Origin of the sequence: Pseudomonas sp. 18-147, from assembly GCF_051048045.1 — a bacterium.
In the GTDB taxonomy this organism is placed as follows: Bacteria; Pseudomonadota; Gammaproteobacteria; order Pseudomonadales; family Pseudomonadaceae; genus Pseudomonas; species Pseudomonas aeruginosa.
Map to the genome: position 1 here is coordinate 140,011 of NZ_CP182296.1, position 19,265 is coordinate 159,275.

Annotated in this window: 16 protein-coding genes; 12 read left to right on the top strand and 4 right to left on the bottom strand. The window is 67.7% G+C overall.

The window, feature by feature from the left end:
* From tssE to vgrG1a, 5 genes are read left to right on the top strand one after another with little or no spacing between them, the layout of a single operon-like run.
* Window positions 1–510 (top strand): type VI secretion system baseplate subunit TssE, encoded by a 510-nt coding sequence (gene tssE / locus ACM0M4_RS00620; protein ID WP_003104971.1) that lies wholly within the window; start codon window positions 1–3, stop codon window positions 508–510.
* Entirely contained in the window at window positions 507–2,366 is a 1,860-nt protein-coding gene (gene tssF, locus ACM0M4_RS00625) for a type VI secretion system baseplate subunit TssF (protein WP_003083676.1), read from the top strand. The genes tssE and tssF overlap by 4 nt, the downstream gene beginning before the upstream one ends.
* Window positions 2,330–3,376 (top strand): type VI secretion system baseplate subunit TssG, encoded by a 1,047-nt coding sequence (gene tssG / locus ACM0M4_RS00630; RefSeq protein ID WP_003104969.1) that lies wholly within the window; start codon window positions 2,330–2,332, stop codon window positions 3,374–3,376. Before tssF ends, tssG begins: the two co-directional genes overlap by 37 nt.
* Complete coding sequence (gene tssH / locus ACM0M4_RS00635) at window positions 3,369–6,077, top strand: type VI secretion system ATPase TssH (RefSeq protein ID WP_010793589.1); 2,709 nt, start codon at window positions 3,369–3,371, stop codon at window positions 6,075–6,077. Before tssG ends, tssH begins: the two co-directional genes overlap by 8 nt.
* A 46-nt stretch (window positions 6,078–6,123) precedes the next feature.
* Window positions 6,124–8,055 carry a type VI secretion system spike protein VgrG1a gene (gene vgrG1a / locus ACM0M4_RS00640; RefSeq protein WP_003142374.1) on the top strand — a complete coding sequence of 644 codons (1,932 nt, stop codon included), beginning with the start codon at window positions 6,124–6,126 and terminating at the stop codon, window positions 8,053–8,055.
* Window positions 8,056–8,169: 114 nt separating this feature from the next.
* Here the strand turns inward: vgrG1a and ACM0M4_RS00645 are convergent, their stop codons facing one another.
* From ACM0M4_RS00645 to eagT6, 4 genes are read right to left on the bottom strand one after another with little or no spacing between them, the layout of a single operon-like run.
* On the bottom strand, window positions 8,170–8,454 hold the full coding sequence (locus tag ACM0M4_RS00645; protein WP_043155554.1) for an immunity protein Tsi6 family protein: 285 nt from the start codon (window positions 8,452–8,454) through the stop codon (window positions 8,170–8,172).
* A 12-nt stretch (window positions 8,455–8,466) separates the two neighbouring features.
* Window positions 8,467–8,700 carry a T6SS immunity factor Tis1 gene (tis1, locus tag ACM0M4_RS00650; protein WP_003083689.1) on the bottom strand — a complete coding sequence of 78 codons (234 nt, stop codon included), beginning with the start codon at window positions 8,698–8,700 and terminating at the stop codon, window positions 8,467–8,469.
* Window positions 8,690–10,072: a T6SS effector (p)ppApp synthetase Tas1 gene (gene tas1, locus ACM0M4_RS00655; protein WP_015502132.1), complete on the bottom strand. Its 1,383-nt coding sequence runs from the start codon at window positions 10,070–10,072 to the stop codon at window positions 8,690–8,692. Before tas1 ends, tis1 begins: the two co-directional genes overlap by 11 nt.
* A 15-nt stretch (window positions 10,073–10,087) precedes the next feature.
* The gene (gene eagT6 / locus ACM0M4_RS00660) at window positions 10,088–10,522 is read right to left on the bottom strand and encodes a type VI secretion system effector EagT6 (protein ID WP_003083692.1); all 435 of its coding nucleotides are present in this window, start codon (window positions 10,520–10,522) and stop codon (window positions 10,088–10,090) included.
* A 253-nt stretch (window positions 10,523–10,775) separates the two neighbouring features.
* On the opposite strand from eagT6, the gene vgrG1b reads away from it, so the two are divergent.
* Genes vgrG1b through ACM0M4_RS00695 form a run of 7 tightly spaced genes read left to right on the top strand, consistent with a single transcriptional unit; the run spans window position 10,776 to window position 18,972 of the window.
* Complete coding sequence (gene vgrG1b, locus ACM0M4_RS00665) at window positions 10,776–13,001, top strand: type VI secretion system spike protein VgrG1b (RefSeq protein ID WP_115288927.1); 2,226 nt, start codon at window positions 10,776–10,778, stop codon at window positions 12,999–13,001.
* 27 nt (window positions 13,002–13,028) lie between these two features.
* Window positions 13,029–13,478 (top strand): DUF6484 domain-containing protein, encoded by a 450-nt coding sequence (locus ACM0M4_RS00670; RefSeq protein ID WP_003101196.1) that lies wholly within the window; start codon window positions 13,029–13,031, stop codon window positions 13,476–13,478.
* Between the two features lie 16 nt (window positions 13,479–13,494).
* Entirely contained in the window at window positions 13,495–14,607 is a 1,113-nt protein-coding gene (locus ACM0M4_RS00675; protein ID WP_206437053.1) for a DUF2169 family type VI secretion system accessory protein, read from the top strand.
* The gene (locus ACM0M4_RS00680; protein WP_115288929.1) at window positions 14,604–15,641 is read left to right on the top strand and encodes a hypothetical protein; all 1,038 of its coding nucleotides are present in this window, start codon (window positions 14,604–14,606) and stop codon (window positions 15,639–15,641) included. Before ACM0M4_RS00675 ends, ACM0M4_RS00680 begins: the two co-directional genes overlap by 4 nt.
* On the top strand, window positions 15,641–16,801 hold the full coding sequence (tse7, locus tag ACM0M4_RS00685) for a type VI secretion system effector Dnase Tse7 (RefSeq protein ID WP_003083698.1): 1,161 nt from the start codon (window positions 15,641–15,643) through the stop codon (window positions 16,799–16,801). The genes ACM0M4_RS00680 and tse7 overlap by 1 nt, the downstream gene beginning before the upstream one ends.
* A 21-nt stretch (window positions 16,802–16,822) precedes the next feature.
* On the top strand, window positions 16,823–17,743 hold the full coding sequence (tsi7, locus tag ACM0M4_RS00690) for a type IV secretion system immunity protein Tsi7 (RefSeq protein WP_003083699.1): 921 nt from the start codon (window positions 16,823–16,825) through the stop codon (window positions 17,741–17,743).
* On the top strand, window positions 17,725–18,972 hold the full coding sequence (locus ACM0M4_RS00695; RefSeq protein WP_004346959.1) for a TIGR02270 family protein: 1,248 nt from the start codon (window positions 17,725–17,727) through the stop codon (window positions 18,970–18,972). Before tsi7 ends, ACM0M4_RS00695 begins: the two co-directional genes overlap by 19 nt.
* The last annotated feature ends 293 nt before the right edge of the window (window positions 18,973–19,265 follow it).

Consider the following 19,265-nt stretch of genomic DNA (forward strand, 5'->3'; position numbering starts at 1 on the left):
ATGGCCGAACTGACCCTCCAGGAGCGCCTGCAGCCGTCGCTGCTCGACCGCCTCACCGACGACGAGCCGGGCAACCTCAAGGAAGCCGCGGAGCGCCGGGTGCTGACCCTGAACCAGCTGAAGGCCTCGGTGCTGCGCGACCTGGCGTGGCTGTTCAACACCACTTCGCTGTTCGACCACGGCCCCGCCGCACGGATGCCGGCCGGCAACTCGGTGCTCAACTACGGGCTGCCGGCGCTGGCCGGGCACACCGCGTCGAGCGTCGACGTGCATGCCATCGAGGCGCTGCTCACCGAGACCATCGCCACCTTCGAGCCGCGCATCATCCGTTCTTCGTTGCGGGTGCGCGCGCAACTGCTGCCCGGCGAGATGGACCACAACGCCCTGAGCTTCGAGATCGAGGGCGACCTCTGGGCCGAACCGGCGCCGCTGCGCCTGCTGCTGACCACCAACCTGGACCTGGAGACCGGCCACGTGCGCGTCGCCCAGGGCGAGCGGAGGCGTACATGAACCCGCGCCTGCTCGAGTACTACAACCAGGAATTGCAACACATCCGCGAAAGCGCCGCGGAGTTCGCCGAGGAATTCCCGAAGATCGCCGGGCGCCTGTCGCTGTCCGGCTTCGAGTGCGCCGACCCCTACGTCGAGCGCCTTCTGGAAGGCTTCGCCTATCTCACCGCGCGGGTCCAGCTGAAGCTCGACGCGGAGTACCCGACCTTCACCCACAACCTGTTGGAAATCGCCTACCCGCACTACCTGGCGCCGACCCCGTCGATGACCGTGGTGCAGTTGCGCCCGGACCCCAACGAAGGCGCCCTGAGCAGCGGCTTCAGTGTCGAGCGCGGGGCCTCCCTGCGCGGCCAGCTCGGCCCCGATGACCAGACCGCCTGCGAATACCGCACCGCCCATCCGGTGACCCTGTGGCCGCTGGAAGTGGCCCAGGCCGACTACTTCGGCAATCCCGCCGCGGTGCTCGGCCGCCTCGCCGCCAGCGAGCCGCGGGCCAAGGCCGGCCTGCGCATCCGCCTGCGCAGCGGCGCCGGCATCCCGTTCGACAGCCTGTCGCTGGACGCCCTGCCGCTCTACCTGCACGGCGCCGACGAACAACCCTACCGCCTCTACGAACAATTGCTCGGCAACGCCTGCGCGGTGTTCGTCCGCGCCCCGGACAATGCCTGGGTCGAACGCCTGCCGACGAGCAGCCTGCGTGCGCGCGGCTTCGACGACGAGGACGCGCTGCTGCCGGTGGTGCCGCGGGCGTTCCAGGGCTACCGCCTGCTGCAGGAATACTTCGCCCTGCCGGCGCGCTTCCTGTTCGTCGAGTTCTCCGGCCTGAACCGCGCCCTGCGTCGATGCCACGGCGAGGAGCTGGAACTGGTCGTGCTGTTCGGCAAGCACGACCAGCGCCTGGAGGGCACGGTGGACGCGGAGCAACTGGTGCCGTTCTGCACCCCGGCGATCAACCTGTTCCCGCGCCGCTGCGACCGCATCCACCTGTCCGACCGGGTCAACGAGCATCACGTGATCGTCGACCGCACCCGTCCGCTGGATTTCGAGGTGCATTCGCTGCAACAGGTGAGCGGCCACGGCAGCGGTCCGGAGCAACCCTTCCAACCGTTCTACGCGGTGCGCGACCCGGCGCGCTACGGCCGCGAGCAGGCCTACTTCAGCGTGCGCCGCGAACCGCGCGTGCTGTCCAGCAAGCAGCGGCGCAAGGGCCCGCGCTCGACCTACGTCGGCAGCGAGACCTTCGTCGCCCTGGTCGACGCCAACCAGGCGCCCTATCGCCACGACCTGCGCCAGCTCGGCATCGCCGCGCTGTGCACCAACCGCGACCTGCCGCTGTTCATGCCGATCGGCGCGCACAAGAGCGACTTCACCCTGGAGGACAGCGCGCCGGTCATGCAGGTGCGCTGCCTCGCCGGACCGAGCCGGCCGCGCGCCAGCCGTGCCCACGATGCCAGCGCCTGGCGGCTGATCAGCCAGCTGTCGCTGAACTACCTGTCGCTGGCCGAGCGCGGCCAGGGCGCCGCCGCCCTGCGCGAGCTGCTGCGGCTCTACGGCGACAGCGGCGATCCGGCGCTGCAATTGCAGATCGAGGGCCTGCGCGAGGTCAGCAGCAAGCCTTGCACGCGGCGCCTGCCGATGCCCGGGCCGATCGTCTTCGGCCGTGGCCTGGAGATCACCCTGGACTTCGACGAGAACGCGTTCCGCGGCACCGGGGTGTTCCTTCTCGGCGCTGTGTTCGAGCGCTTCCTGGCACGCTACGTGTCGATCAACAGCTTTACCGAGACGGTGCTGCGCACCGGCGAACGGGGCGAGGTGATGAGATGGCAGGCGAAGCCGGGCAGCCGTCCGAACCTCTGAACCTGCTCGCCGGGATGGCGGCGGCGCCCTGGGACTACGACTTCTTCCAGGCGCTGCGGCGCATCGAGTGCGAGTCGCCGCAACTGCCGCGCCTCGGTCATTCGGTGCGGCTGGCGGACGACCCGCTGCGTCTCGGGCAGAAGCCCGACTGCACCTTCGCGCCCTCGACCCTGGCCTCGGTGAGCCAGGCCGGCACCGCTGCGGTGCCGCGCCTGGACCAGTTCTTCTTCGGCCTCACCGGCCCCAACGGGCCGCTGCCGCTGCACCTCACCGAATACGCCCGGGAACGCCAGCGCAACGTCAACGACGCGACCTTCAAGCGCTTCATGGACGTCTTCCACCACCGCCTGCTGACCCTGTTCTACCGTGCCTGGGCGGAGGCGCGGCCGGAGATCAGCCACGACCGGATCGACGACGACTACTGGTCGGCGCGCCTCGCCGCGCTCTCCGGGCGCGGCATGCCGAGCCTGCGGGGGCGCGAGCCGCTGGCGGATACCGCACGCTACTACTACACCGGCCACCTCGCCGCGCAGACCCGCTACCCGGACGGCCTGCGGGTGATCCTCGCGGAGTATTTCGAGGTCCCGGTGGCGGTCGAGGAATACGTCGGCCAATGGCTGGAGCTGCCCGAGCGCAGCCGCCTCGGCGTCGACTCGACGAGCCTGGGCATGGACGTCTGCCTGGGCACCCACGTCTGGGACCGCCAGCACAAGTTCCGCCTGCGCCTGGGGCCGCTGGACCTCGATCAATACCAGCGCTTCCTGCCCGACGGCGACCACTTCGTCGAGCTGGCCGCCTGGGTCGCCGAATACCTGGGCGAGGAGCTGGACTGGGACGTCAACCTGGTCCTGCAACGCCACGAAGTACCCCCGCTGGGCCTGCAGGGCGGCGGGCGGCTCGGTTTCAACACCTGGCTGGGCGATCCCGGCCAGGACGCCAGGGATCTACTGCTGGCCCGCCAGTACGCCACTGCGCGGCCGCACGAGCACAAGGAGAAGGAACATGAGTGAGATCAGTCGCGTTGCGCTGTTCGGCAAGCTGAACAGCCTGGCCTACAAGGCCATCGAGGCCGCCACGGTATTCTGCAAGCTGCGCGGCAATCCCTATGTCGAGCTGGTGCACTGGTTCCACCAGATCCTCCAGTTGCCGGACTCGGACCTGCACCAGATCGTCCGCCAGTCCGGGATCGACCCGGCGCGCCTGGCCAAGGACCTGACCGAGGCCCTCGACCGCCTGCCGCGCGGCTCGACCTCGATCACCGACCTGTCCTCCCATGTCGAGGAAGCGGTGGAGCGCGGCTGGGTCTACGGCAGCCTGATGTTCGGCGAGAGCCAGGTGCGCACCGGCTACCTGGTGATCGGCATCCTCAAGACGCCGAGCCTGCGCCATGCCCTCACCGGGCTGTCGGCGGAATTCGCCAAGCTCAAGGTCGAGGCGCTCACCGAGCGCTTCGACGAGTACGTCGGCGCCTCGCCGGAGAACGGCCTGTCGGCCAGCGACGGCTTCAACGCCGGCGCCGCCCCGGGCGAGGCCAGCGGCGCCCTGGCGCCGAGCGCGATGGGCAAGCAGGAGGCGCTCAAGCGCTTTACCGTGGACCTCACCGAGCAGGCCCGTAGCGGCAAGCTCGACCCCATCGTCGGGCGTGACGAGGAGATCCGCCAGTTGGTGGACATCCTCATGCGCCGCCGGCAGAACAACCCGATCCTCACCGGCGAGGCCGGCGTCGGCAAGACCGCGGTGGTGGAAGGCTTCGCCCTGCGCATCGTCGCCGGCGACGTCCCGCCGGCGCTGAAGGACGTCGAACTGCGCGCCCTCGACGTCGGCCTGCTGCAGGCCGGGGCGAGCATGAAGGGCGAGTTCGAGCAGCGCCTGCGCCAGGTGATCGAAGACGTGCAGAGTTCCGAGAAGCCGATCATCCTGTTCATCGACGAAGCCCACACCCTGGTCGGCGCCGGTGGCGCGGCCGGAACCGGCGACGCCGCCAACCTGCTCAAGCCGGCCCTGGCGCGCGGCACCCTGCGCACCGTGGCGGCGACCACCTGGGCCGAGTACAAGAAGCACATCGAGAAGGACCCGGCGCTGACCCGGCGTTTCCAGGTGGTGCAGGTGGACGAGCCGTCCGAGCACAAGGCCATCCTGATGATGCGCGGCGTCGCGTCGACCATGGAGAAGCACCACCAGGTGCAGATCCTCGACGAGGCGCTGGAGGCGGCGGTCCGGCTGTCGCACCGCTACATCCCGGCGCGCCAGCTGCCGGACAAGTCGGTGAGCCTGCTGGATACCGCCTGCGCGCGCACCGCCATCAGCCTGCACGCGGTGCCGGCCGAGGTCGACGATAGCCGCCGGCGCATCGAGGCGCTGGAGACCGAGCTGGCGATCATCCGCCGCGAGAGCGCCATCGGCGTCGCCACCGCCGAACGCCAGCGCAACGCCGAGACCCTGCTGGCCGAGGAGCGCGAGCGCCTGGCCGCCCTGGAGCAGCGCTGGGCCGAGGAAAAACGCCTGGTCGACGAACTGCTGGAGACCCGCGCCCGTCTGCGTGCCGCCGCCGAAGCGGTGGACGCCGGCGGCGTGCCGCTGGGCGAAGGCGAGGCGCGTCTCGACGAGGAACAGCGCCAGGCGCTGCATGCGCGGCTGGCGGAGCTGCAGGCGCAACTGAGCGCGTTGCAGGGCGAAGAGCCGCTGATCCTGCCGACCGTGGACTACCAGGCGGTGGCCTCGGTGGTCGCCGACTGGACCGGCATCCCGGTCGGCCGCATGGCGCGCAACGAGATCGAGACCGTGCTAAACCTCGACCGGCACCTGAAGAAGCGCATCATCGGCCAGGACCACGCGCTGGAGATGATCGCCAAGCGCATCCAGACTTCCCGCGCCGGCCTCGACAACCCGAGCAAGCCGATCGGCGTGTTCATGCTCGCCGGCACCTCCGGGGTGGGCAAGACCGAGACCGCACTGGCCTTGGCCGAGGCCATGTACGGCGGCGAGCAGAACGTCATCACCATCAACATGAGCGAGTTCCAGGAAGCCCACACCGTCTCCACCCTCAAGGGCGCCCCGCCCGGCTACATCGGCTACGGCGAGGGCGGCGTGCTGACCGAGGCGGTACGCCGCAAGCCCTACAGCGTGGTGCTGCTGGATGAGGTGGAGAAGGCCCACCCGGATGTCCACGAGATCTTCTTCCAGGTCTTCGACAAGGGCGTGATGGAGGACGGCGAAGGCCGGGTGATCGACTTCAAGAACACCCTGATCCTGCTCACCACCAACGCCGGCACCGAGATGATCGCCAGCCTCTGCGCCGATCCGGAACTGATGCCCGAGCCGGAAGCCATCGCCAAGTCGCTGCGCGAACCGCTGCTGAAGATCTTCCCGCCGGCGCTGCTCGGCCGCCTGGTGACCATCCCCTACTACCCGCTCAGCGACGACATGCTCAAGGCCATTTCGCGCCTGCAACTGGGGCGGATCAAGAAGCGCGTGGAGGCGACCCACAAGGTGCCGTTCGAGTTCGACGAGGGCGTCGTCGACCTGATCGTCTCGCGCTGCACCGAGACCGAGAGCGGCGGCCGGATGATCGACGCGATCCTCACCAACACGCTGTTGCCGGACATGAGCCGCGAGTTCCTCACCCGCATGCTCGAAGGCAAGCCGTTGGCCGGGGTACGTATCAGTAGCCGCGACAACCAGTTCCACTACGACTTCGCCGAGGCCGAGTGACAACCGGCGACACGCAGAGCAGTAGAAGGAACCGTCGATGGGATTGATGCAACTGACCCGCCTGGTCCAGGTGGATTGCCCGCTGGGGCCGGACGTGCTGCTGTTGCAGCGCATGGAGGGACGCGAGGAACTGGGACGGCTGTTCGCCTACGAGCTGCACCTGGTATCGGAAAATCCCAACCTGCCGCTGGAGCAGTTGCTCGGCAAGCCGATGAGCCTGTCGCTGGAGCTGCCCGGCGGCAGCCGGCGCTTCTTTCACGGCATCGTCGCGCGCTGTAGCCAGGTGGCCGGGCACGGCCAGTTCGCCGGCTACCAGGCCACCCTACGGCCCTGGCCGTGGCTGCTGACGCGCACCTCGGACTGCCGCATCTTCCAGAACCAGAGCGTGCCGGAGATCATCAAGCAGGTGTTCCGCGACCTCGGCTTTTCCGATTTCGAGGATGCCCTCACGCGCCCCTACCGCGAGTGGGAATACTGCGTGCAGTACCGCGAGACCAGCTTCGACTTCATCAGCCGGCTGATGGAACAGGAGGGCATCTACTACTGGTTCCGCCATGAGCAGAAGCGCCACATCCTGGTGCTCTCCGACGCCTACGGCGCGCATCGCAGCCCGGGTGGCTACGCCAGCGTGCCGTACTACCCGCCGACCCTCGGCCATCGCGAGCGCGACCACTTCTTCGACTGGCAGATGGCACGCGAGGTCCAGCCCGGTTCGCTGACCCTCAACGACTACGACTTCCAGCGCCCCGGCGCGCGCCTGGAGGTGCGTTCGAACATCGCCCGGCCGCACGCGGCGGCCGACTACCCGCTGTACGACTATCCCGGCGAATACGTGCAGAGCCAGGACGGCGAGCAGTACGCGCGCAACCGCATCGAGGCGATCCAGGCGCAGCACGAGCGCGTGCGCCTGCGCGGCGTGGTGCGCGGGATCGGCGCCGGGCACCTGTTCCGCCTGAGCGGCTATCCGCGCGATGACCAGAACCGCGAGTACCTGGTGGTCGGCGCCGAATACCGGGTGGTCCAGGAACTCTACGAAACCGGCAGCGGCGGCGCCGGCTCGCAGTTCGAGAGCGAGCTGGACTGCATCGACGCCAGCCAGTCGTTCCGTCTCCTGCCGCAGACTCCGGTACCGGTGGTGCGGGGTCCGCAGACCGCGGTGGTGGTCGGACCCAAGGGCGAGGAGATCTGGACCGACCAGTACGGCCGGGTCAAGGTGCACTTCCACTGGGATCGCCACGACCAGTCGAACGAGAACAGCTCCTGCTGGATTCGCGTGTCCCAGGCCTGGGCCGGGAAGAACTGGGGTTCGATGCAGATCCCGCGGATCGGCCAGGAAGTGATCGTCAGCTTCCTCGAAGGCGACCCGGACCGGCCGATCATCACCGGGCGGGTCTACAACGCCGAGCAGACGGTGCCCTACGAGCTGCCGGCGAACGCCACCCAGAGCGGGATGAAGAGCCGTTCGAGCAAGGGCGGCACGCCGGCCAACTTCAACGAGATCCGCATGGAGGACAAGAAGGGCGCCGAGCAGTTATACATCCACGCCGAGCGCAACCAGGACAACCTGGTCGAGAACGATGCCTCGCTGTCGGTCGGCCACGACCGCAACAAGAGCATCGGCCACGACGAGCTGGCGCGCATCGGCAACAACCGCACCCGCGCGGTGAAGCTCAACGACACCCTGTTGGTGGGCGGGGCGAAGAGCGACAGCGTCACCGGCACCTACCTGATCGAGGCCGGCGCGCAGATCCGCCTGGTCTGCGGCAAGAGCGTGGTGGAGTTCAACGCCGACGGCACCATCAATATCTCCGGCAGCGCCTTCAACCTCTACGCCAGCGGCAACGGCAACATCGACACCGGCGGCCGCCTCGACCTCAATTCCGGCGGCGCCAGCGAGGTCGACGCCAAGGGCAAGGGCGTGCAGGGCACCATCGACGGCCAGGTACAGGCGATGTTTCCGCCGCCGGCGAAGGGCTGAGGCGGCGGCATCCTGGCTGCCCGCCCTTGGGCAGGACGCCGCGGGAGCCTTGACGATTCGCGCATGTCCTCGCCAGGCAGAAGCGGCGGTCGCTCAAGACCGATGGTGTTGCGCTCAGGGCAGATCGACTTTCAGGCCGCGGCCAGTGCGTATACCGACGTAGTAGGCGTCCTTGAGGGCCCTGGCGAGTTCCGGGTCGGTCTCCTCGAACTCTTTCCCGGCGATGCCGCCGAAGCTCAGCCGGTGCAACGCGGAACGGTCCAGGCTGCGGTCGAGCAGCACGGCTTTCAGGTACAGCAACTGCTTTTCCACGGAGAGCAGCATCCCGCATTGCGGATGCCGGGCCAGCCGCTCGGCGACCAGCGCCAGGGCGCGTTCGACATAGTTCACGGGGGACATGGCTGCGCCGCTTCAGCCCTTGGGAAAGCCCGTCTCGTACTCCTCGCGGGTGATTTCCCGGCCGAAACGCAGCGCATCGTTGAACAGGCGGTTGTCGTGCTCAACCGGCTCGGGGGATTCGGCTTCGCCGTAGAAGCGCACGTGGATCGTGCCCTGCCGATGGTCCCAGCGGTAGGTGACGTCTTCGAAGTCGTAGTCGATGTAGATATCGCGCCTGGCGAACGCTTCGCCCTTTTCAATTGCCATTGCCTTTCCTCACTGCGTCGTAGTACGCCCGGCTCTTCTCGGCGATGGCCTGGGCCTCCGGGGACTTCGGATCCAGTACCCGCCAGTCCTCATAGTACTTGTGGCCCTGCCCTCCGGGTACGCCGGCCTTGGCCGCCACCGCGTCGTAGGTGTCGTTGCCGAGGAGGATGCGAGCCATGTCCTCCGACTCCTTGGCGTAGATCATCTCCGGCGAGTTGACCTGGATCTCGCCGGGTATCCCGGCCTTGGTGTTCATCGTCGAGTTCACCCCGCTGTAGCCGAGCGGGTCGGCGTTGCCGTCGATCACCTTGACCTTGGCGCCGCGGTTGGCCAGCTCGGCGGCAACGGTGTTCACCTTGTCGCCTTCGACGATGATGGTGTTGCGGGCCAGATCCTTGATCTTGGTCGGATCGCCCTTGTAGTCGTTGTTGATCTTCTGCATGGCGCGTTCGCGCGACTTGATCGGTGCCTTGGCGACCCTGCCGCCGTGCTTCGCCGCCAGTCCGTCGGCCACCGCGTCGATCTCGGCCTTGGCTGCCGGCGCCTTGCCATAGACCTTCTCGAAGCCTTTCGGCACCTGGGTCTTCGGCGCGCCCTTGGGTGCGTTGCCGAGCCGTGCCATCTTCGGTCCGAAGCCCAGCAGCGCCATGCCGGCCACGCCCTGGAACAGGTCGCGGTAGCCGGGACCGAGGCGGTCGCCGAGGTCGCCGAGCAGGGCCATGCCGCCCATCATCAGGCCGCCGATGGCGACCACTCCAACCAGCGCCGCGACCCCGGCCATCGCCGCCAGCAGCAGGCCGCCGGCAAGGGCCGCCAGGCCCAGCGCCTCGAGGCCGGTGTGCAGCCATTCCTCCAGGTCGAGGACGAAGGCCACCCGCTCGGTGGGGCCGCCGATGAAGGTGTCCTGGCTGCCGGTCTTGATGTGCGCGCCGCAGACCATCTTGCTCTGCAGGCGCGCCGCCGGCTTGCCGTTGATGTACACGGTGGCGCTGCCTTCGGCGATCAGCACCGGGAACGGCCACAGCGGATGGTTCAGCGGCAGGCCGCTGCAGGTGGCGGAGACGTCGTCGCCGGCGCGCATCGCGTTGCGACTGTTCACGTAGACGTTGAAGCTGCCGCGTATGAGCACCCCGGTGGTCGGCTCGGGTAGCTCGAAGATGGTGGTCAGGCCCTTGACGATCTGGAACATCGACAGCCCGCCGGCGGCGATCGAGCCGGCCAGGATCACCGCGGCCAGGCCGCCGGTGGCGGCGGTGGCGGCGACCACGGCGGCGCCGATCAGGGCTCCGGCCACGGCTCCGGCGACCATCGCGGCGACACCGAAACCGTGGGCTATCTCATCGCCCAGTCGGGCGGCGGCTTGCGCATCCATGCGTCGGTACTCGGATCAGCTAGGGGTCGGGCGCGGGACCAGGGTCTGCATCGCCTGCTTCCAGGCCGGCTCGTGGTGCGGCAGGTCAGCCGGGGTGGTGGTCAGGGTGGTGATCAGCACCGCCGGGCGGCGCTCGATGAACACCTGGCGCAGCATCAGGTCGCGGCCCTCGCGCTGCCACTGGTAGTCGAGGAGCACGGCGGCGTGGCCGTGGATGTTGATGTCCCAGCGCTTGTGCAGCTTGAAGCCGGGCAATTGCTTCTCGGCATTCTCCAGTTGGCGGGCGACATAGTCGGCGAACGGCGCGTCGCCCTGGCTGGCGTCGCGGCTGATGACGAAACTGGCTTCGCGGGCGGGGCCGCTGGCGGGGAGCTTGAAGATGTTGATGCTCTGGTCCTGCCAGGCATCGGGAATCTCGAGATCGGCTTCGTGGAGGCGATAGAGCGTCACTGTGTTAACCCCTTCCCTAGGATTCTGAGTGAGTCATTGCTGGACAAAAGCTTTACGGAATGTTGCTCGCGAATCAAGGCTTTCCTGGCCCGAAGCGGCCTTTCGTGATGGCCTTCTGCCTGTTCGCCGTCGGTCGGGGCGCTCGTCGGAATCTGTGTCACGCATCTCCCCTTTCCACCGCATCCGCGCCTATGCTGCTTGGGTGGCGCCGCTCCAACGGCGCCAGTGATGGACGTGGATCAAGGATGATTTCATGGCACTTGCGCAACAGACCCGCCTGGTCCGGGTCGACAGTCCGCTCGGCGCGGAGGTCCTGCAATTGCAGCGAATGGAGGGTCGCGAAGAGCTCGGCCGGCCGTTCGCCTACGAGCTGGAACTGATCTCGGAAAACCCCGACCTGCCACTCGACGGGCTGCTGGGCAAGCCGGCCAGCCTGGCGCTGGAACTGCACGACGGCAGCCGGCGGCATTTCCACGGCATCGTCGCCGCTTGCAGCCAGGGATCCGGCAACGGCCAGTTCGCCAGCTACCAGGTCACCCTGCGCCCCTGGCTGTGGCTGCTGACGCGCACCTCCGACTGCCGCATCTTCCAGAACCAGAAGGTCCCGGACATCATCAAGCAGGTGTTCCGCGACCTCGGCTTCTCCGACTTCGAGGACGCCCTGAGCCGCTCCTACCGCGAGTGGGAATACTGCGTGCAGTACCGCGAGACCAGTTTCGACTTCGTCAGCCGGCTGATGGAGCAGGAAGGCATCTACTACTGGTTCCGCCACGAGCAGAGCCGCCACATCCTGGTGCTCTCCGACGCCTACGGCGCGCACCAGAGCCCGCCGAACTACGCCAGCGTGCCCTACTACCCGCCGACCCTGGAACAGCGCGAGCGCGACCATTTCTACGACTGGCACATGGCGCGCGAGGTGCAGTCCGGCTCACTGAGCCTCAACGACTACGACTTCCAGCGTCCCGGCGCGCGCCTGGAGGTGCGTTCGAACATCGCCCGCTCGCACGCGGCGGCCGACTACCCGCTGTACGACTACCCCGGCGAATACGTGCAGAGCCAGGACGGCGAGCAGTACGCGCGGACCCGCATCGAAGCCTTGCAGGCGCGCTACGAACGGGTGCGCCTGCGCGGCCGCGCCCGCGGCCTGGGTTCGGGCCACCTGTTCAAGCTCAGCGGCTACCCGCGCGAGGACCAGAACCGCGAGTACCTGGTGGTCGGCGCCGAGTACCGGGTGGTCCAGGAACTCTACGAGACCGGCGGCGGCGGGGTCGGCGCGCAGTTCGAGAGCGAGCTGGACTGCATCGATGCCGGCCAGGCCTACCGCCCCTTGCCGACCACTCCGCTGCCGATCGTCCGTGGCCCGCAGACTGCGGTGGTGGTCGGGCCCAAGGGCGAGGAGATCTGGACCGACCAGTACGGCCGGGTCAAGGTGCATTTCCACTGGGACCGCCACGACCAGTCCAACGAGAACAGCTCCTGCTGGATGCGCGTCTCCCAGGCCTGGGCGGGGAAGAACTGGGGCTCGATCCAGATCCCGCGGATCGGCCAGGAAGTGATCGTCAGCTTCCTCGAAGGCGACCCGGACCGGCCGATCATCACCGGGCGTGTCTACAACGCCGAGCAGACGGTGCCCTACGAGCTGCCGGCGAACGCTACCCAGAGCGGCACCAAGAGCCGTTCGAGCAAGGGCGGCACGCCGGCCAACTTCAACGAGATCCGCATGGAGGACAAGAAGGGCGCCGAGCAGTTGTTCATCCATGCCGAGAAGGACCAGGACATCGAGGTCGAGAACGACGAGACCCACTGGGTCGGCCACGACCGGACCAAGACCATCGACCACGACGAGACCGTGCACGTGAAGCACGATCGCACCGAGACCGTGGACAACAACGAGACCATCACCATCGGCGTCGACCGCACCGAGAAGGTCGGCAACAACGAGAAGATCAGTATCGGCGCGAACCGCACCGAGGACGTCGGCAGCAACGAGACCATCAGCATCGGCGTTGACCGCACCGAGAAGGTCGGCAGCAACGAGAAGATCAGCATCGGTGCCAATCGCACCGAGGACGTCGGCAACGACGAGACCATCAGCATCGGCGCGAACCGTAGCGAGTCGGTGGGCAACAACGAGACGATCAGCATCGGCGCCGACCGCAGCGAGTCGGTGGGCGCCAACGAGACCATCGACATAGGCGGCAACCAGAGCACCAGCATCGGCAAGAACGAGTCGCGCAGCGTCGGCCAGGGCCGCGATACCTCGGTGGGCAAGGACGATAGCCTGGACGTGGGCAAGAGCTTCACGCTCAACGCCGGCGACTCGATCACCCTGGTCACCGGTGCCGCCAGCATCCGCATGAAGAAGGACGGCAGCATCGTCATCAGCGGCAAGAACATCACCATCGACGGATCCGGGGCGATCAACGTCAAGGCCGACAAGAACGTGGTGGTGAAGGGACGCAAGATCCTCCAGAACTGAAGCGGCGCAGAGCCAGGGAGTCAGCGCATGAGTGTCGAGATCCATCTACCCGGGGCCACGACGGCCCTTCCCGCGCGCCTGGACGGCGTGGTCATCGGCGTCCTCCTCGACGTGCCGGACGCCGCCGCTCCGGTGGTCGCCTATCCCGGTTGCCCGAGCGAGCACGGCCTGGCGGCGGCCACCACCACCCAGCTCAGTCGCGCCGACATCGGCGCCCAGGTAGCGCTGATGTTCGTCGCCGGCGATCCGCGCCAGCCGCTGCTGATCGGCCGCATCCAGCGCCTGCCGCAGGAAGCGCTGGCGCAACTGGACGGCGAGCGCCTGGAGTTCAGTGCCGAACGCGAGATCGTCCTGCGTTGTGGCAAGGCCAGCATCACCCTGACCCGCGCCGGCAAGGTGATCATCCGTGGCGCCTATCTTTCCAGCCGCTCCACCGGGGTCAACCGGATCAAGGGCGGTTCGGTGCAGATCAACTGAGCGCGGCGGGCCCGACATGGAACTGTTGAACGCCACCCCGCTGGCCGCCGCCTACAACCAGGGGCTCGACGCCGAAGGCCGGGAGTCGCTGGTGGTGATCGCCAAGGGCAGTTTCGACCTGCCGCTGGACGGTCGCGAGGCGCGCCTGCTGGACGAGCAGCAGGCGCTGCTGATGGTCGATGAATTCTATGGCGAGCCGGGGTTTTCCGCGCCGCGCCGGGAGTGCGAGTTCGTTCCCTTCAAGCCGTTCTGCGATGTGCTGGTGCTGGGCAGCGCCCAGGCGCCCGGCGGGCGGCCGGTACAGCAGTTGACCGCGGGCATCCGCGTCGGCCGGGTGAGCAAGGCGCTGGCGGTGCATGGGCCGCGCCAGTGGGAACCGGGATTGCTCGGTGCCGGCGCGGGCGTCGCGCAGCCGTTCCAGCGCCAGGACATTTCCTACGCCAGTGCCTTCGGCGGCAGCCATGCCTCGCCGGACAACCCCGGTTTCATGGATTGCTACATGGCCAATCCGGCCGGATGTGGCTGGTTTCCGCGCAGCGCCGACACCGCCGAGATCGTCGGCACGCCGATGCCGGCCACGGAAAAGCTCGGCGAGCCGGTGGACAGCCCCCACGGCCGCTTCACGCCGATGGCGCTCGGCCCGCTCGGCCGCCACTGGCAGGCCCGGGTCGGCTTCGCCGGCCGCTACGACGACACCTGGTTGGCCGAGCGCTTCCCGTTCCTGCCCGCCGACTTCGACGAGCGCTACTTCCAGTCCGCGCCGGCCGACCAGTGGACCGACCATCTGCGCGGCGGCGAGGAGGTCCTGCTGCTCAACCTCACCGGCGAGGAGCGCGCGGCCTTCCGCGTGCCGCGCAGGGAGGTCCCGGTGACCTTCTTCCTGAAAAAGGGTGGCCACGAAACCGCGCAGGCACGGATCGATACCCTGCTGGTGGACTGCGACGCCCGTCGCGTGGAAGTCACCTGGCGCATTCGCCGGCCGTTGAAGCGCAACCTGTTCGAGATCGCCCAGGTGCTGGTCGGCAGCAAGTCCGCCGCCTGGTGGCGCGCCCGCGAGCTGGGCAAGGACTACTACCCCTCGCTTGCCGCGTTGGCACGCAGCCGCCAGGCCGAGGAGGACGAGGCATGAGCCAGGTCCTGAGCATCGTCGCCTCCGGCATGGTCAGCGCGGTCGGTCTCAGCGCGCCGGCCAGCTGCGCGGCGATCCGCTGCGCCCTGGACAACTTCCAGGAAACCCGTTTCATCGACCAGGGCGGCGAATGGTTGCTTGCCGCCAGCGTGCCGCTGGAGCAGCCCTGGCGCGGCCGCGCCAAGCTGCTGAAGATGGCTGCGCGAGCCATCGACGAGGCCTTGCGCGGCCAGCCCGATCTCGATTACGCGGAGCTGCCGCTGCTGCTCTGCGTCGCCGAGGGCGACCGTCCCGGACGCTGCGCGGGGCTCGACGAGTCTTTCCTGCGTGACCTGGAAGGCGAGCTGGGACGACGCTTCCATCCCTCCTCGGCACTCATCGCCCGTGGCCGGGTCGGTGGCGCGGTGGCCCTGCTCAACGCGCGCAAGCTGATCCAGGGCGGCTGCCGGCAGGTCCTGGTGGCCGGCGTCGACTCCTTCGTCAGCGGCCCGACCCTGGCCGCCTACGAGGCCCGCGAGCGGCTGCTGACCAGCCAGAACTCCAACGGCTTCATTCCCGGCGAGGGCGCCGCCGCCGTGCTGGTCGCCGCGCCGCTCCACGAGGAGGCGCCGCAGTTGCTCTGCATCGGCCTCGGCTTCGGCGTCGAGAAGGCCACGGTGGAGAGCGAGGACCTGCCGCTGCGCGCCGACGGCCTGAGCCAGGCCGTGCGCGCCGCCCTCGCCGAGGCTGGCTGCGGCCTGGAGCAGATGGACTACCGGCTCACCGACATTTCCGGCGAGCAGTACTACTTCAAGGAGGCCTCGCTGACCCTGAGTCGCAACCTGCGCGTGCTCAAGCCGAAGTTCGACCTCTGGCACCCCGCCGACTGCATCGGCGAATGCGGCGCCGCCATCGGTCCGGCGTTGCTCGCCGTGGCCCTGGCCGCTTCGCGCAAGGGCTACGGCGACGGGCCGAACGTGTTCTGCCACCTGGGCAACGATGCCGGCGAACGCGCCGCCGCGCTGCTCAGCTATCGACGGGTGAGGGCTGCCTGATGGCCAACGAGGTGTACGCCAACAACATGGAGATCTCCTGCAAGGCGGCGAGCGGCAAGTCCATCGCGGCCTTCCCGGATGTCTGCTTCACCCCGCCGCAGGCGCCGCCGACGCCGTTGGGGGTACCGATCCCCTACCCCAATACCGGCCTGTCCAAGGACACCACCAAAGGCACCCGGACCATTCGCATCACCCGCAAGGAGGTGATGCTGAAGAACAAGAGCTACTACAAGACCAGCTACGGCGACGAGCCGGGGCGGGCGCCGAAGAAGGGCATCGTCACCAGCAAGATCAAGGGCAAGGTGTACTTCACCTCCTGGTCGATGAACGTCAAGTTCGAAAGCAAGAACGTGGTTCGCCACCTCGACCTGACCACCCACAACCACGCGTCCTTTCCTGGCAATACGCCGGTCTGGCCCTACCTCGACCAGGCCACCGTCGATGCTGGTGGTGGACCGTGCAGCAATGAAGTGAAGAAGGAGAAGAAGGATTGCGCTGACTTCAAGCCGCATGGCAGCAAGGATGCCTGCGCTGGCCTTGGCGCGGGCAAGCCTTCCGGCAAGAAGACCAGCAACGAAGCTGACCGACTGGCAGACAAGGTCGCTGCCCGAAAATGCCTGACCGCGCGCCGGTGTGCCCTGCAACCGTACAAGCCGAACAGTTGCTGCCCGCAGCAGACCGCTCACCACCTGATCGAGGCCAGCGCCTTGCACGACAAGGGACGTGGTGGAAAAGGCTCGGTACCCCTCAAGGGGATATCCAACTATTCGGAGAACAAGGCTCCTTGCGTCTGCGCGGAGGGCGTCAATCAGAACGTGGGTACCCACGGCCTCATGCACACGTTCCAGAGCGCCGCTGCCGCGAAGTCGCGCAGTGGAACCCTGCAATTGTCCAATGGCAGCTCCATCTCCGCGAAGAAGACCACCTACGGAACGGCGAAACGTCAATCCATGGCTGCCATGGGCAAGGTCTTTCCGCAGTCGAAATGCTCGAAGGAATGTCTGTCCGCTCAGCTCGACAACTATCACAAGCAGTGCGGAATCAACGCCAGAACACCCATCAAGGCCGTTGAAACCGGCCAGACCGACGTCACGGCTGCGACGCAGGCGATAAAGACCCGCAATGCGCGTCTTGGCGCCACGAGGAGTCGAGTCCGCTAGTGACCGTTACAGGAGATTGAAATGTTGAAGAAACTCTCGCCGATTTTCTCGAACATCACCGGCGTCGTCCGCTATCAGGACCTGGCGTACGTGGCCTCGGTATCCGACGAGATCCAGGAGCAGAACATAGCGCACAGCTATGTCACGGAGTGGGACTGCGGAACCTGGTGTGTTGCTGGCGAGGATGACGACATGCTGCCCTGGGAGATCGTGTCGGCCACGGTAGTGCACGAGCCAGTGGAACAAGCATTGTTTCTGGGCGCTCGGGGCCAGGTATTCTGCATGGGCTCCGGCGACATCCATGAAGAGCAGTTGCCCGACGGCGACGATGCCATCGGTGGCCGGGGCAATATGCGCGGCGTTGCCTGTATCGACGGGGTGGCCTATGCCTGCGGGATGGATCGACAGGTCTACCGGCGCTTCGACGAGAACGACTGGCGTGCCATCGACAGCGGCGCTCGGCCTCCGGCAGGCAGCGAAGCGGTGGTCGGATTCGAGGCCATCGGCGGCTTCGGTGCCAGGGAAATCTATGCCGTCGGCTGGGACGGGGAGATCTGGCAGTACGACGGCAAGCGCTGGCAGCCCCGGGAGAGCCCGACGAACTTGATCCTGACGGCGATCTGCTGCGCGGAAGATGGCTCGGTTTACGCCTGTGGACAGGCGGGAACGCTGCTGCGTGGACGCAACGACCACTGGGAGATCATCGCCCAGGACGATGTCGATGAAGACTTGTGGAGCCTCGCGTGGTTCGACGGCGCACTCTACGTGTCGAGCGCAACGGCGGTCTATACGCTGGTCGGTGGCCATCTCAAGGAGGTGGACTTCGGTGATGAGCAACCCCAACGCTGCTTCCACCTTAGCGCTGCCGACGGCGTGTTGTGGAGCATCGCCGCGAAAGACATCTTCAGCTTCGACGGCCAGCAATGGACGCGCATAGATTGAGCATCGCAGCGATCGTCGACCAGCACGCCGAGGAAGCCGCCTTCCTTGCCCTGCTCCGCGACTACGCCGTGCGTGCGCCCCATTACGACCTGGAGGAGCTCGCCGAGCTCGATCAGCGCATCGAGGCGCACCTGGACGGCTTGGCGATCGCCGGCCAGGCCGGCCATGACGCCCTGCTCGAGCAACTCGACGCGCACGCCCAGGGCGAGGCGTTCGCCCTCGCGGTGCTGGCCATGCAGGCAGGAGACGATGCGTTGATCGGCCGGATGCGCGCCTGTCTTGCGGCGTCTCCGGAAGCCCGGCGCGGTTTCGCCGCAGCCCTCGGCTGGCTCGACTGGGACCAGGCGCGGCCCTGGGTGGAGCGCCTGCTGGCCTCGCCCGAGCCGCTGTTCCGCGCCATTGGCCTGGCCGCCTGCGGCATGCACCGGCATGACCCGGGGCCGGCGCTGCTGTCCGCCCTTGGCCACGCCGACCCGGCGGTGCTGGCGCGCGCCGCGCGCACCGCCGGCGAGCTGCGTCGGCGCGACCTGATGGCGAATATTCGCGCCTATCGCGCCCACGATGACCCGAGCCTGCGCTTCTGGGCCAACTGGGCCACCGCGCAGATGGGCGACGAGGAGGCGTTGGGGCCATTGCGTGCGTTCGCCGGGCAGCCCGGCCCGTTCCAGCTGCCGGCGACCATGGTGCTGCTCGCCTGGCAGCCGCGCGACACCAGCATGGCCTGGATTCGCCAACTGATGCAGGCGGCGGACACGCGGCGGATCGGCATCCAGGCCACCGGCCTGTTCGGCGATCCGGTGGCGGTGCCCTGGCTGATCCAGCAGATGCGCGACGAGAGTCTGGCGCGGGTCGCCGGCGAGGCCTTCAGCCTGATCACCGGCGCCGACCTGGCGCTGCTCGACCTGGAGCTGGAGGCCTTGCCCGACTACGACCCTGGCCCCAACGACGATCCCGACGACGACAACGTCGCCCTCGACGACGACGAGAACCTTAGCTGGCCGGAGGCGGAGCGAGTCTCCGCCTGGTGGCGTGACCACGGCGCGCGTTTCGTCGCCGGGCGCGCCTACCTGCTCGGCGAACCGCTGGGCGAGGCGCGCTGCCGCCAGGTCCTGCGCGACGGCCAGCAACGCCAGCGAATGGCTGCGGCGTGCCTGCTGGCGCGCTTCGTGCCGAACCTGCCGCTGTTCCCCACCGGTGCGCCGGTGCGCCGCCAACTGGACCTGTTCTGATAGCTGGCTGGCACCGGGCGGCCAGGTCATGGCCGCTGGCGCGGTGCGCCGGGTTTTCCCATTCGACGAATTTCCCTGCACGTAGCCAACCGGTTGACTGAAACCTTTCACCACTTATGCGGGGCGAATGGAAATGCCACTCGTTTGCCATGATAGCCTGTCGACATCCTCTGGAAATATCGTGAAAAAAGCTGGCAACGTGCGAGATAGAGGGATTTTTTAATTTATGGTTAAGCTTCGGGCATTAGCGTTGAGCACCAGAAGTGACCGATCGGTCACGTAGGTCGCTCTGC